6 protein-coding genes are annotated in these 14621 nt (G+C 53.9%); 1 reads left to right on the top strand and 5 read right to left on the bottom strand.

Annotation, left to right across the window (positions count from 1 at the left end; genetic code table 11):
• Window positions 1-123 precede the first annotated feature (123 nt).
• The 5 genes from LVJ85_RS02695 to thiE form a co-directional block, all read right to left on the bottom strand.
• A complete protein-coding gene (locus tag LVJ85_RS02695) occupies window positions 124-270 on the bottom strand; it encodes a lipoprotein signal peptidase (RefSeq protein ID WP_115133926.1) in 147 nt (48 codons plus the stop codon).
• Window positions 271-369: 99 nt separating this feature from the next.
• A complete protein-coding gene (locus LVJ85_RS02700; RefSeq protein WP_244741231.1) occupies window positions 370-1146 on the bottom strand; it encodes a uracil-DNA glycosylase family protein in 777 nt (258 codons plus the stop codon).
• Complete coding sequence (gene rimI / locus LVJ85_RS02705) at window positions 1140-1580, bottom strand: ribosomal protein S18-alanine N-acetyltransferase (protein WP_244741234.1); 441 nt, start codon at window positions 1578-1580, stop codon at window positions 1140-1142. Before rimI ends, LVJ85_RS02700 begins: the two co-directional genes overlap by 7 nt.
• On the bottom strand, window positions 1577-2254 hold the full coding sequence (gene tsaB, locus LVJ85_RS02710) for a tRNA (adenosine(37)-N6)-threonylcarbamoyltransferase complex dimerization subunit type 1 TsaB (protein WP_244741237.1): 678 nt from the start codon (window positions 2252-2254) through the stop codon (window positions 1577-1579). Before tsaB ends, rimI begins: the two co-directional genes overlap by 4 nt.
• Before the next feature lie 94 nt (window positions 2255-2348).
• The gene (gene thiE, locus LVJ85_RS02715; RefSeq protein ID WP_244741239.1) at window positions 2349-3005 is read right to left on the bottom strand and encodes a thiamine phosphate synthase; all 657 of its coding nucleotides are present in this window, start codon (window positions 3003-3005) and stop codon (window positions 2349-2351) included.
• A gap of 555 nt (window positions 3006-3560) precedes the next feature.
• On the opposite strand from thiE, the gene LVJ85_RS02720 reads away from it, so the two are divergent.
• Window positions 3561-14579 carry a YadA-like family protein gene (locus tag LVJ85_RS02720; RefSeq protein ID WP_244741241.1) on the top strand — a complete coding sequence of 3673 codons (11019 nt, stop codon included), beginning with the start codon at window positions 3561-3563 and terminating at the stop codon, window positions 14577-14579.
• The last annotated feature ends 42 nt before the right edge of the window (window positions 14580-14621 follow it).

The following is a 14621-nucleotide window of genomic DNA, read 5'->3' on the forward strand; positions in this document are numbered from 1 at the left end:
GAATCCGGGTGTTTAGGGTGTTTTTTCAAACAACATAAGGGATTATATAGCGAAACAATGTGTTAGACACGATGGCCGGGCATGATGTTGGCTTGTCTAATTTGTGCTGCGGGATTTTGTTTTTCAGACGGCCTGAGACCTTTGCAAAACCCGCAGATGTGGATGCAGTTCAAGGCGCAGCAGCGCAGCGAGTGCAGACATATCATATAGATAGGTAAACGAGCTAGCAGCGCACAACGCAGAAATGCGCCGCAGATGCGGGTTTTGCAAAGGTCTCGGCCTCAACTATTTAATAAGCAAGCGCAAACCTATGGGATATGAAAAACGCCTGATGGTTCAGGTGTTTTGGTGTGAATGCGGTGGATGGCGTTAGCCGGACAAGATTTGCTTGAGTTTTTTCAGCTCCGTCCACGCGTTTCTTTTGAGCTGCGGTTGGCGCAGCAGGCGGGCGGGATGCGGGATGATGAAATGCGGGAGGTTTCCGCATAATTCGCGGATGATGCCGGCATGGTGGGGCTGCTCGAAAATCTGCCCCAAAAACAGCACTGCTTGGGCTTGCGCGGCGGCAAGCTCGGCTTGGAGTTGCGGCAGGGCGTCGGCTATCTGTTCGGCGGAGGGCGTGGGCGTGAAAACGGCAGCGGTTTTTACCCAGGCGGTTTTGTGGGCGTCGGTGGGTTTGAGGTTGATGGCGGCGAGCATATTGTCGAGCAGAATGCCTGCATCGCCGCTAAACAACTGCCCGGCCGCGCTGTCTTCGAGGGCGGGGCAGATGCTGACCACCATCACGCGCGCGGGTTGGATGTCGGCGGTGATAACGGGGGCGACAGTGTGGGCGGGCTGTGTTGACGGTTCGGCGTCGGCAGGCGTCGACAGGCTTTTTTCAGACGGCCTTTGGGCAGAAGCTTCGATGCCGTCTGAAACGGAACGGGCTGTGTTGACGGAGGCCATTGCGCTTAAGCGGGCATCGGCAGAAGCGCGCGTTGCAACGGGCTTGGCGGCAGGCGCAGCGGTTTCGGCAGTAGCTGGCGCAGGCGAAGAGGGCGCAGCAGTGGCGGCCTGAGCAGGCAGCACTTTGGCGCTCTGTTTCAGCCACATAGGCCCCAAGCCTAATGCTTCGTGCAAATGCAGATAACGGCTGCTTAACATTTTTTCTCCATCAAAACAGCGTCTTCACGCCCGCCGTTTGGCAGCGGGTAGTAATCTTTGCGGCGGCCGTATTCACGAAAGCCGTATTTTTCATACAAAGCGCGGGCGGCATGGTTGGACGCGCGCACTTCTAAAAACCATCGTTCTACCGGTTCGGACGAGGCCGTCTGAAACCAAGCATTCATCAATTGCGAAGCCAGCCCGTTGCGGCGCGCGGCGGGATCTACGCCGATCAGGTGCAGCTCGGATTCGCCGCATATTGTCTGCCAAACGGCAAAACCTGCGGTGGCGGCTTGGTGTTCCAATATCTTTACCGTATCGAAACGGCTGTTTAAGGCCGTCTGAAATTGTTGTGCCGACCATGGCGCGGGGTTGCATTGCCTGTCTAGCCCGGCCAGTGCGCCGCAATCTTCGGCAACGGCATCGCGGATCATACTTTGCCGCCTTTGCGTTCGGCCTGCTCTTTGGCGGTTAAGGCGATTTTGTCGCGCACATATAGCAGTTCGGCGCGTGCTGCATCGGTGGCGGGATAGCGCCCGCTTGCGGCCAAGTTCAGATAAGTTTCGGCTGTCGGCATGTCGGGCGAGCCGTTGAAGGGCGGCTTGTCTTCCAGCGCAAACGCATTGCCGATGCCTTGCGGAGCGGCGGCGTTTTCAGGAACGGTAATTTCAGCCGCTTTGCCTACCTGATAATCGCTCAAGCGGCAGGCATTTGCGGTGTCGAACCACGCATAAAACACTTCACCCATGCGGGCGTCTGTGGCGGCCAGTACGCAAGGCGCGCTGATTTGGAAAGCCACGGCATCCAAACAGGGTATGCCGATAAGCGGCGTATCGAAGGGAGCCGCCAAGCCTTGGGCTACGCCGGCACCGATGCGCAGGCCGGTAAACGCCCCCGGGCCTTGCGCATAAACGATGGCCGCCAAATCGGCCGCCGTGATGCCCGCTTCTTCAAACAGCTCGCCGATGAGCGGCAAAATCAGCTCGGATTGTTTGTTGCCTGCTTCCATATGGCGGGTAAGGGTGCGGCCGTTTGCGTGCAAAGCCAGCGATAAAAACGATGTGCTGGTATCAATGGCCAAAACAGCCTGATTCAAATCAATGTGCATGATGTAGCCAAAAAAGTTTTTCAGACGGCATTATATAGTATCGGGTCGGGTTTAAGAGACGAGAGGCCGTCTGAAAAAATAGATAGATATTAAGTTAAGCCAGCAAATCTTTAACTGCCTGCCCCACATTGCCCGCCCGCGTGATGGCGGAGATAACCGCAATGCCGTCCGCCCCCGCCGCACGCACTTCCGCAGCCGTACCGGCAGTGATGCCGCCGATGGCTACCAAAGGCCGGTCGAAGCCCTGAACACGGATTTGGCGGATACGCTCGATGCCCACGGTAGGGTTGGGTTTCTCTTTCGATTGTGTCGGAAAAATAGGGCCGATGGCGCAATAGTCTAAAGCAGCATTGTGGCGGCCGGCTTCGATTTCCGCCAAGGTATTGTGCGACAAACCGATTAACAGCCTGCCTTCGCACAGCGCAGCAGCTTCGGCTACGGGCATATCGGACTGCCCCAAATGAACACCGTCTGCCCCGACTGCCAAGGCCGTCTGAATATCGTCGTCGATAAAAAACGGCACTTCATACCGCCGGCACAAATCGCGGCATTCTTCTGCCAGCCGAAAGATACGCTGCCCGTCTTGCAGCGATCCGTTGCCTTTTTCACGCAACTGATAGCAAGTAATGCCGTGCTGCAAAGCCTGCTCGAGTACGCCCAGCAAATTGCGTTCGGGCGTATCGTTAAGATGATTGCAGTCTTGAGTGCCGGCAACCAGATAAAGGTTTAAAGCGTGGCGGACATCAATCATGAGTGATCCTTGAAAATGGTTCTAAAGAGATAGAAGAGGCCGTCTGAAAACAGCGCCAGCCTCGCTAACAGAAAACAAACCGATTATCCCATATCAGCAGGCCGTCTGAAAAAGCGTTTTCAGACGGCCTTTATTGAATGCGGGGGCTTTGGGTTGGGCTATGCACGGGTTTGAACAAAAGTTGCGTGTTTGTCGAAACAGATTATGTGATTGTTTCTCTGATTGATTTCATTTCGACAAAGCACGTTCTCTTTGTTTAAAATAGTTTTTTAAATAATTATACTAAATGTTTTAATTGGCATGGAAATTGCATGATTACTGTATGTTTAAATTAACTAGTGTTAACAAATATTATTTTTTACCAATGATATTCAGATAAAAAGCTGTTTTATATAATAAACAGAATTTTTATAATCTATAGCACTATAAATTTAGGTATAGATTGAATAGTCATATTTTGATGATAAGTGACAGGAAATGTCAGTTTGATTCATGGGAAAAATGTCAGCGCTGCAATCGCAAGCCGGTAGGGCAGCATAACCTAAAGGAAAAATGATGAATAAAAACTATCGCAGTATTTGGAATGACGCATTGGGGGCGTGGGTTGCCGTTTCTGAAATCGAGAAGGCCAAGGGTAAACCGGCCGGTAGTAAGGTTGAGAGAGCGGTTGCGCCCGCATCGGTATGGAATACGGGTTTGAGGACGTTGGTGCTGGTGTTGGCGTTTGCCGGCATTTCTCAGGTTTATGCTGCTTCCGGTACGTTGAATTGTAAGTGGGAAAGCCCCACTGCGAACCCCGACGGGCAGCCCGGTGGCTACAGTCATAGTATTACCTGTGGTAAAAATGCAAGAGCCAATATTGATGAAAGTGTCGCCATCGGCATGCTGACTACGGCAAACGGCAGGCAGGCGGTGGCATTGGGTGCAAATGCGGCTGCTGACGGTGCATCTTCCGTGGCCATAGGCGGTGATGACTTGACCGTTATGCCCCAAGACTTGAAAACTAAGTACCAACAACTCACTGGAAATCCTTTGGTTGACCAATCAAACAAATATCCGAAAACACAAACGGGAGACGGAGGAACGGCTGTGGGTGTTTCTGCACGAGCAGGTAAGTTAGCAACTGCTTTCGGAGCACGTGCTCATGCGCAAGGCGATGTTTCCCTTTCTCTGGGCGTGGGTTCCCATGCCGATAAAGAAAATGCCGTGGCCATCGGTGCTGGCTCTACCACCGCAGGCGATGCCACCGCACCCCGCAGCGTTGAAATCAACGGCGTAACCTTCAACTTCAACGGCGGCAGCAATTTGCGCCAGGGTGACCAAGTATCGTTCGGTACGACCGGATTTGAACGCCAGCTCCGTAATGTGGCGCCGGGTGTGGTCTCTGAAACCAGTACCGACGGCATCAACGGCAGCCAGCTATACGCCGTGGCGAAAAAACTGACCGATGTAGACAGAAACGTAACCACTTTGCAGGGAGAACAAATCCACTTCTACAGCGTAAGCACCAACGGCGTTACCGACCCGCAAAGCAAAGGCAACTACAACAATGACGGTGCAACTGCCGCCAAAGCCATTGCGGCGGGCGTAGATGCAAGCGCAACCGCTGAAGACGCGATTGCCGTAGGTACGGGCGCACGCGCCACCACTTCCGCCGGCACGGTTGCCGTAGGTAAAGGTGCGGCAGCCACAGGCACGGCAGCTGTGGCTGTGGGTGTTACCAGCAGCGCGGCGGGCGGTAGTGCCGTAGCCGTGGGCAATAACAGCAACACTCGTCAAGACAACGGTGTGGCTGTGGGCAATAAAGCCTCTGCACGCGGTGCAGGAGGTGTTTCCATCGGTACGAATGCGGGCAACAATGAAGCTGCCGTAACAGGCGCAGTAGGCAACAACACCGTATTTGTCGGTACGGAAGCAGGTCGCAACGCAATCAGTAATGAAGGCCATGTAGCCGTCGGTTGGGATGCAGGTAAAGGCGTAAACGGCACATTCAACGTAGCAATGGGCTATCAGGCAGGTCAAAACACACTCGGCGAAGGCAATATCGCTATCGGCAAGCAGGCGAGCAACCGCATCGTCGGAGCGGTACGCACCCTCCACACTGTTGCTATCGGCACAAACGCACAGACACTTTCGGACTCTACCGTAGCCATCGGTAATCAAAGTAAATCCAACGGAGGATCTTCCGTTGCCTTGGGCGACCGTGCAGAAGCCTTAGATAATCAAGCCATCGCTATTGGGCAAGAAGCCAAAGCCAATGCCGACTGGGATATTTCCATCGGCCGCCGTGCGGGTAAGGACACTCGGAATGTGGCACAGGAAGGCCGCAACATCGCTATCGGCGACGGTGCATTAAGAGAAGCGGACGCCCCCAACAACAATACCGCGCTCGGTACGGATGCGGCAGCCTTATCGAAAGGCAATTTCAATGTAGTGATCGGTACTTATGCCAATGCGCCTACAGCTTTGTCGAATATCGACGGTATTACCGCCAAAGACAAAGTGGAAGCAAGCAATACCGTTGCCATCGGCGACAGAGCGGTGGCCTATAAAAGTTCGTCGGTTGGTGTCGGTGCCCGTTCAAAAGCACTCGGTATGATTTCAACCGCTGTTGGTGCCAGCGCGGAAGCCAGAGGCAATTATTCTATAGCGCAGGGTTATTCTGCCAAAGCCGACGGTACTTCTTCCATTGCCATTGGTTCGGCACAAAATACCACGAACAATACTCAGGCTACGGCGAATTTTGCCGTGGCGGTAGGCTCGGTCGGCACCCGTGCAACCGGCGTGTCGTCTTTGGCTTTGGGTCATGGTGCACAGGCTCAGGGAACCAATGCGGTTGCTGTGGGTAAGAGTGCCAATGTAACTGTAGTCGGAGGCAGCGGTGTAGCAGTCGGCCAAAACGCTCAAACGGATTCCACAAAAGGTATCGCCATTGGTGATGGCGCGCAGGCGATAGGTGCGAAGACGGCCAATATTGCCATCGGCGATGCGGCAAACACCAATTCTTCGGCTGCGATTGTGATTGGTACGCGAGCCAAAACAGAAGCAAGCGTTGACAGCTCCAGCGCGATTGCCATCGGTTTTGAAGCAGTTGCCAACCAAAAAGATACCACCGCCATCGGCTACAGAGCATCGACAACAGGTGCAAGTTCTGTTGCGCTCGGTTCTACGGCGCAAACTACAAAAGCACAGGCCGTAGCGGTAGGTTATAAAACCAATGCAAACGGTTATCAATCTGTGGCTTTGGGTGCATCTGCCTTTACCGGTGAGAATGCGGGTAGCTCGGTGGCTGTCGGCCGTGAAGCCCGTGCGGAGCTTGCAAACGGGGTGGCTCTAGGTTCGGGCAGTGTGGCGAATGTACGCCACGGTGCGGTGGGTGCGGATCCGCTGGCAGCAGCCGCAGATAAAAACAACAGTACATGGACGGCTACAACCGCTGCGGTAGCTGTGGGTAATGTCAATCATGTAACCCAAGAAGGTGTCGCCAGCCCGATTACCCGCCAAATCACCGGCGTGGCAGCCGGTACCCAAGATACCGATGCTGTGAACGTTGCCCAATTGAAGGCCGCAGGTATTCAAGTGGAGACGTCAGCTTCAGAAGGTGAGGCTGCTACTGTAACACCTGAAAAATTGCAAAATGGTCAAAAGCTTACCCTTGATGCGGGTAAAAACATCAAGTTGACACAAACAGGTGGCAAAGTAAGCGTAGCTACCAAAGATGATGTAGTGTTCAACAGCGTTGCTGTTGATGGTGTCCGTATCGACAATGCCGGTATCAATTCAGGTAATAAAGTGATTGCAGGTGTTGCTACCCCTACTGCTGATGACCATGCTGCAAACAAGGCGTATGTTGATGGCGGCCGCACTCAAGTTAAATCTGCAAACAACACCGTTAAGATTGTGAAAACTGAAGAAGGCGGTGCCAATGTATATGATTTATCGGTAGATACGTCTGTATTGGCAAAAACTGACGGTACCAATTTGAACTTCCAATATGGTGGTAATAATGGTACTCAAGGCACTAGCGCATTAAGCGAACGCATTCAGTTCAACGGCAAAGATGGTGAAATCGTTACCGAAGCCGCGAATGGCAGCGTAACCTTTAAGTTGGCAGATGAAGTGAAAAATCAGATTGAAGCCAATAAAGCCAAGTCTATCGAAAATGCGGAGAAAATTACCCAAAACGCAGCCTCGATTCAAACCAATACTCTTCAGATTTCTGCCAATAAAGCCAAATCCGAAGAAGCTGCTACTAAGGCTGCTGAAAACGAAAAGAAAATTGAGCAGAATACGACAGCTATTGAGAGCAATGCCGCTGAGATTGCAAAAGGCTTGAATTTCGAGGGCAATAAAGGTACTGCGTTCAAGCGCGAATTGGGGGAGACCGTTGCCGTGAAAGGTGCCGATACCAACATCAGCACAACCGCCGATAACGGTACGATTTCTATCAAGCTTGCCAAAACATTGGATTTGGGCATCGACGGCAGCATCACAACCGGCAAAACCAAAGTAACGGATGACGGCATTACCATTACTCCGGCTGCTTCTGCGCCTGCCGGCAGCAATGTCGTGCGCCTGTCTTCAGACGGCCTCGACAACGGCGGCAATGTCATCCGCAATATTGCCGACGGCCAAAATGACAGTGATGCGGTAACCAAACGCCAGTTGGACAAAGTTGCCGACGGTGGCTGGAATCTGCGCAACAATGCCCAACAAAAAGATCTGGTTAAGCACAACGATGTGGTGGACTTTGCTAACGGCGAAGGCACGACTGCGGTTGTGGAAACCACGGCTGAAAATTTATCTACCGTTAAATTCTCCGTAAACAAAACCGGCTTCACGGTTGCCGACGGCACGGTTAGCGCAGTGCAAACCGGCGACGTATTCGCGACGGCAGCCGATGTGGCCAAAGCCATTAACGATGCAGAGAAAACTTCTTCTGTTGTTCAAGGCAACAACACCCGTGTAACCAACAGCGTTCAAGGCAACCACACCACTTATACCGTTCATGCCGAAAAAACCACGGTAGAGGGTGCGGGCAGCGTGTCTGTTGTTGCCGGCAATAAAGGTACCGACGACATTACTCTGTACACCGTTGATCTGACCGACACCGCCAAAGAAGACATCCGCAAAGGCGCGGCGGCCAAAGATGCTGTGGACAGCAAGGGTTTGAAACTGGCCGACGGCAAAGGCGGCTCTTCATCTGTGAAGAAATTGGACGAGAGCTTCACCATTAGCGGCGATGCCAACATCACAACCACTGCCAATACAAACGGTCTTCAAGTTGAGTTGAATCCGGATGTTTCCCTGACTTCTTTGAGAACCGGCAGCAGCCGATTGAATTCAGACGGCCTCACCATCGAAGGCGGCCCGAGTGTAACCAAAGCCGGAATAGATGCCGCAGGTAAGAAGATTACCAAAGTGGCAGCGGGCCAAGCCGATGATGATGCGGTGAATATGTCGCAATTGAAAGACAGCGACAACATCGCCAAAGGCAATATGGCGGCTTTGGGCGGCACTTATGATGCGGCTACCGACAGCTATACCCAGCCGAGCTACACCCTGAGAACCACAGAAGGTGCGGCCAAACCTGCCGTACATACGGTTCAGGACGCACTCAACAGCCTCAATCAAGAAATTGAAAAACCCCTGACTTTCGCCGCCGACACAGGTGCAGACAGCACTCGCAAGTTGGGTTCTACCCTCAGCATCAAAGCGGGCAATTATGCAGGCGCGGCATCGGCCGACAATCTGGTAACTGAAAACGACGGCAACGGCGCGATTACGATCAAATTGGCCGACAATCCGGTGTTTAAAGGCAAGGTTAAAGCACAAGGTTTGGATGCGGGCGGCCAGCAGATTACCGGCGTGGCGCAAGGTACGCTGGGAACCGATGCGGTTAACGTCGATCAGCTGAAACAAGCCATGAAAGACATCACCGTTGAAAACCAGTCTTTGGTAGAAGCCGATTCGCCTTTCGCCTATATCAATGCGGCCGGCGACAAGCTGATCCGTAAGGTAGACACAAAAGGCCAACCTTATTTCGTGAAGGCCGAAGACGGCACAACCCGCTATGACGGCAACGATATCGTTGTGAGCGCATTAAGTCCGACCAACCTGCAAACCACCGTCGCCACCCGCGTAACCAATGTAGCGAAAGGTATTCAAGACACCGACGCCGTTAATACGGCGCAGTTGAAAGACGTGTTGACTGCTTTGGGCGGCGGCCTCAATGAGCAAGGCGAGACGGTCAAACCCGTTTACACCATCACCCGTGCCAACGGCACAACCGCAGGCACCGTTAATACCGTCAGCGAGGCATTAGGCCATCTGAACGATGTGTTGAAAGACCCGATTACCATCAGCGGCAATACCAACAACGGATCAAGCAAAGTCGTGAATGGCGGCTCGGATCAAACGCTGGGTTCCAAACTGGCAATCGAAGGCGGTTTGGTTGAAGGCACTTCGTCTGCCGCCAATGTCCGCACCGTTGTAACCGACGGCAAAGTCGAAATCCAGTTTGCCGATGCGCCGACCTTCGCAGGCAAAGTGACGGCCAACGGTTTCGATGCCCGCAATGCCCGCATTACCGGCGTGGCCAATGGCGAAGCGGCAACCGATGCGGTGAACAAATCACAGCTCGATGCGGTGGAAACCAGAATGAACGCCGGCTGGGGCTTGACTGCCAACGGCATCGGCCTGAGCAAGGTTGCGCCTGAGCAATCGGTTGATTTGAAAAACACCGATAAAAACATCGTGATCAGCAAAACAGCCGACAGCCATGACGTAACCTTCAATCTGGCTGAAAACCTGACTATCCAAAGCGTTACCGCAGGCGACAGCGTGTTGTCTTCAGACGGCCTCACCATTCAAAACGGCCCGAGCGTAACCAAAAACGGCTTGGATGCCGCCGATACCGTTATCCGCAACGTTGCGGCCGGCGAAGTGGCAGCCGGCAGCAAAGACGCCGTTAACGGCGGCCAGCTGCATGCCCAAGGCAAAGGCATTGAGAAAGTGTTGGGCGGCTCGACCGTTTACAACCCCGCAGACGGTACTTATGCCAATACCGACATCGGCGGCACAGGCAAGAGCAACATCCACGAAGCCATCGAATCGGTACGCAATACCGCCGGTGCGGGTTGGAACCTGACGGCCGAAGGCAACAACAGCAGCAACGTAGGTGCCGGAGAAACCGTTGATTTGGTAAGCGCCGATAAAAACATCGTCATCAGCAAAGCGGCCGACAGCGACAAAGTTACCTTCGACTTGGCCGATGAAGTGACCGCAAACAGCGTGACCACCGGAGACACCGTGGTGAACAATACCGGTGTGAAAGTCGGCGAAACCGCTGCGTTAACTTCAGACGGCCTCACCATCGGCAATGCGAAAAACGGCAAAGCCCCTGTTGTGCTGAATTCAGACGGCCTCAACAACGGCGGAAACGCCATCACCAATATCGCCGCAGGTAAAAACAGCAACGATGCCGTCAACGTATCGCAGCTGACACCGCTGGCTTCGGCTTTGGGCATGGCTTTCGACGCGGCAAGCGGCAACTTCGGCGCACCGGCCTTTACCGTACCGCGCACCGACGGCAGCACTTATCCCGCAGTCAACACCATCCAAGGCGCAATTGACCATATCGGCACCGAAATCCGCAAGCCTATCCGCTTTGCGGGCAACACCGGCACGGTTGAGCGCAAGCTGGATGAAACGCTGGCGATTAAAGGCTCGTTGGCCGACGACGCCCAAGCAGCCGATCGCAACATCCGCACCAAAGTAGAAAACGGCACGATGACCATCGAGCTGGCGGAAAGCCCGAAATTCGGCAAAGTAACCGTGAACGACGGCGGCAAGATCACCGGTATCGAATCCGGCAATGTGGCTGAAGGCAGCAAAGAAGCTGTCAACGGCGGCCAACTGCATGCCCAAGGTAAAGGCGTGGAAGCTCTGGTCGGCGGTAATACCGTTTACAACCCGGCCACCGGCAGCTATGCCAACGGCGATATCGGCGGTACGGGCGAAAGCACCATCAGCGACGCCATCGCAGCTGTGAAAAACACTGCCAACACCGGTTGGAACCTCACTGCCCAAGGCAAAAACAGCAGCAACGTGCAGCCCGGCGAAACCGTTGACCTGCGCAACACCGACGGCAATATCGTCGTTGCCAAAGCAGATGCAGAAGACCGCGTAAGCTTCGATTTGGCCAAAACCCTGAAAGTAGAAGCCGTACAAACCGGCGCAACCAAAGTGGACGATAACGGCGTGGCCGTTGCCGACAATGTGGCGCTGACTTCAGACGGCCTCCAAGTCAGCAACCCGGCCAGCGGCAAAAAAGTCAGCCTCACTTCTGCCGGCTTGAATAACGGCGGCAATGTGATTACCGGCTTGGCGAACGGCTCTGTGGCCGAAGGCAGCCAAGAAGCAGTAACGGGCGACCAGCTCTTCGCCGTGGATAAAAAGGTTGCCGACAACACCGCCGCCCTGAACCGCGGTCTGGATTTTGCCGGCAACAGCGGCAATTTCAACCGCCGCTTGGGCGAACGCACCACGATCAAAGGCGGGTTGGAGAATACCGCAGCGGCTTCCGATACCAATATCCGCACCGTGGCCGACAGCACCGGCAATATTCAAATCATGTTGGCCGATGCCCCCGTATTCAAAGGCAAGCTGACGGCTCAAGGTTTGGATGCGGGCGGCCAGAAAATCACCAATGTGAAAGATGGAGAAGAAGCAGGTGATGCCGTGAACGTTTCCCAATTGCAACGCGCATTGGATAACCAAACCATTACCCACCAATCTTTGGTGCAGGCCAACTCACCCTTCTCTTATGTCAATTCAAAAGGCGAAGTATTGGCACGCCAAGTGGATGAAAAAGGTAAAGAACGCTTTATCAAAGTGGCAGACGGTTCGGAATATACTGAAAAAGACATCACGATTTCGTCTTTGAACCCGCTTGATCCGCAAACTGCTGTTCCGACTGTCGTCGGCAACATCGCAGACGGTAAGAAAGACAACGATGCGGCGAACATCGGCCAGCTGAAAAACGCCGTGAAAGCCTTGGGCGGCGGCGCGGAAGTGAGTGCCGACGGCAGCATCAAAGACCCTGTGTACACCATTACACGCAACAACGGCGGCCGCGAGACCGTTAACACTGTGGGTGACGCTTTGAATCTGCTCAATGCCGAAATCAACAAGCCGTTGACTTTTGCAGGCGACAATCAAGAGGTTAAAGTTGTCCGCAATTTGGATACCGAATTGAAAGTGAAGGGCGGCGCAAACGGCACGCTGACCGAAAACAATATCGGCGTAACCGGCAGCACCGAAGACAACAGCTTGTTGATCCAATTGGCCGAACAAGTGAACTTGGGCGAAAACGGCAGCGTAACAACAGGCAAAACCGTTGTGAACAATGCCGGCGTGTCTGTGGGCGGCAACGTAGCCCTGACTTCAGACGGCCTCAAAGCAGGCGAGGTAAACATTACTTACGCAGGCATTGATGCCGGTGGCAAGCGGATCACCGGCGTGAAAGCAGGCGAAGAAGCTACCGATGCCGTCAACAAAGCCCAGCTCGACGCAGTAAAAGCCGCTTCCAGCAATAAAGTGGCCGCACAAGGCAATTTGACCGTGAAAGAAGAAGCCAACGACGACGGCAGCACCACCTACACGCTGACCACCGCAGACGATGTGAACTTCAACAGCGTTACCTCAGGCAAAGGCGACAACCAAGTCGTACTCGACAGCAAAGGCGTAAACGTCGGCGGCAATACTTACCTGACTGCCCAAGGCATCAATGCCAACGGTAAAAAAGTGGCCAATGTCGGCAAAGGCAGCATTACCGCCGACAGCACCGATGCCGTAAACGGCAGCCAGCTGCACCATACTGTGGCATCCGTAGCCAATCTGTTCGGCGGCGATGCGAGCGTTACCAACGACGGCGGCATCAGCATGACCAATATCGGCGGCACGGGTGCAAACAATCTGAACGATGCGATTAAAGCGGTTAACCGCGCAGTTACCGTCAGCAAAGTGGCCGTGGTGCAAGGCGACAATATTGTGGTAGAGAACGCCGCCAATCCCGACGGCAGCACGACCTACAAAGTTTCCACCGCCAAAGATCTGAAGGTGGACAGCGTAGCCGTAGGCGGCAATACCACGGTTGACGGCAACGGCATCAGCATTGCCAACGGCCCGAGCCTGACCGTAGGCGGTTTGGATGCCGCAGGCAAAAAACTGACCAACGTAGCCGACGGCGAAATTTCCGCCACCAGCAAAGAAGCGGTCAACGGCAGCCAGCTGTATCAGGCTTATCAGGTATTGGGCGGCAACAACACCTCCATCAATATGAAGGATGCGCCTGCCAACACGAACAACGAAGGAAATACAACACCTGCCGGCACCGTAACCACCATAGTAACCAACCCCGACGGCACGAAAACCACCACGGTCGAAACCAACCAGAAAGTGGCGGTATCGACCGATAAAGGCGGTAAGCAATACACCCTCACCACATACAATGTGGAAGGCCAGAATACTTATGTAACCAACGACGTGATTCAAGCCATCGGCAAGATGAACGAACAGGGTATCAAGTTCTTCCATACCAACGACGGCGAAGTGAAACCGGTAGCACAAGGCAGCAACCAAGAAGACTCCAGCGCTTCAGGTGCTTATGCAACTGCCATCGGTTACCAAACATCGGCCAGCGGCCAAGGTGCCGTTGCACTCGGTAACACATATACCGTTGTGGACAAGGACGGGAACAAGGTTCAAGGTAGCGACGGTAAAGCCAAGCAGCAACGCACTCAGGCATCCGGTAAAAATGCCGTGGCCATCGGTACGGGATCGCAGGCCAACAATGAAAATACCATTGCCATCGGTACCGGCAATATCGTAAACGGCAAGAATGCCGGCGCAATCGGCGACCCGTCGGTTATCAACGGAGACAACACTTATTCCGTAGGTAACAACAATACCGTCAACAGCAGCAATACATTCGTATTGGGTAACAGCGTAACCGAAACCATCAATAATTCCGTGGTATTGGGTAATGAAGCTGCGGCCAAAGCGGTACATACGACGGCAGCGGGCGGGCATTACACCTACGCAGGTGCAAATGATGCCAATGTGTCCGGCGTGAATGATGTTGTCGGCGTAGTCAGTGTAGGTAAAGAAGGCCAAACCCGCCAGATTCAGAATGTGGCGGCAGGCGTGGTATCGCCCGCATCTACCGATGCGATTAACGGCAGCCAGCTGTATCACACCAACGAAGCCATCAACCAAGTCGGCAATCAAGTGGTGAACGTAGGCAACTACCTCAACCAACGCATTGAAGACGTTGAAGCGCAATCGAATGCCGGTACGGCTGCCGCCATGGCAGTGGCCGGTCTGCCCCAAGCCTACCTGCCCGGCAAGAGCATGATGGCTGTTTCAGGCAGCACTTACAGAGGCGAGAGCGGTTATGCCGTAGGCTTCTCCAGCATCTCCGACAACGGCAACTGGGTAATCAAAGGTACGGCCACCGGCAATTCGCGCGGTCACTACGGTGCAACCGCAGGTGTAGGCTATCAGTGGTAATCAGGTTTTCAGACGGCCTCGATAACAAGAGGCCGTCTGAAA

Origin of the sequence: Neisseria sp. Dent CA1/247, assembly GCF_022870825.1 — a bacterium.
GTDB lineage: Bacteria > Pseudomonadota > Gammaproteobacteria > Burkholderiales > Neisseriaceae > Neisseria > Neisseria zoodegmatis.

Bases quoted from the DNA above. Each gene is read 5' to 3' on its own strand.
- tsaB (WP_244741237.1), bottom strand. From the start codon at position 2,254: ATGCACATTGATTTGAATCAGGCTGTTTTGGCCATTGATACCAGCACA.
- thiE (WP_244741239.1), bottom strand. From the start codon at position 3,005: ATGATTGATGTCCGCCACGCTTTAAACCTTTATCTGGTTGCCGGCACT.
- LVJ85_RS02700 (WP_244741231.1), bottom strand. From the start codon at position 1,146: ATGTTAAGCAGCCGTTATCTGCATTTGCACGAAGCATTAGGCTTGGGG.
- rimI (WP_244741234.1), bottom strand. From the start codon at position 1,580: ATGATCCGCGATGCCGTTGCCGAAGATTGCGGCGCACTGGCCGGGCTA.
- LVJ85_RS02720 (WP_244741241.1), top strand. From the start codon at position 3,561: ATGAATAAAAACTATCGCAGTATTTGGAATGACGCATTGGGGGCGTGG.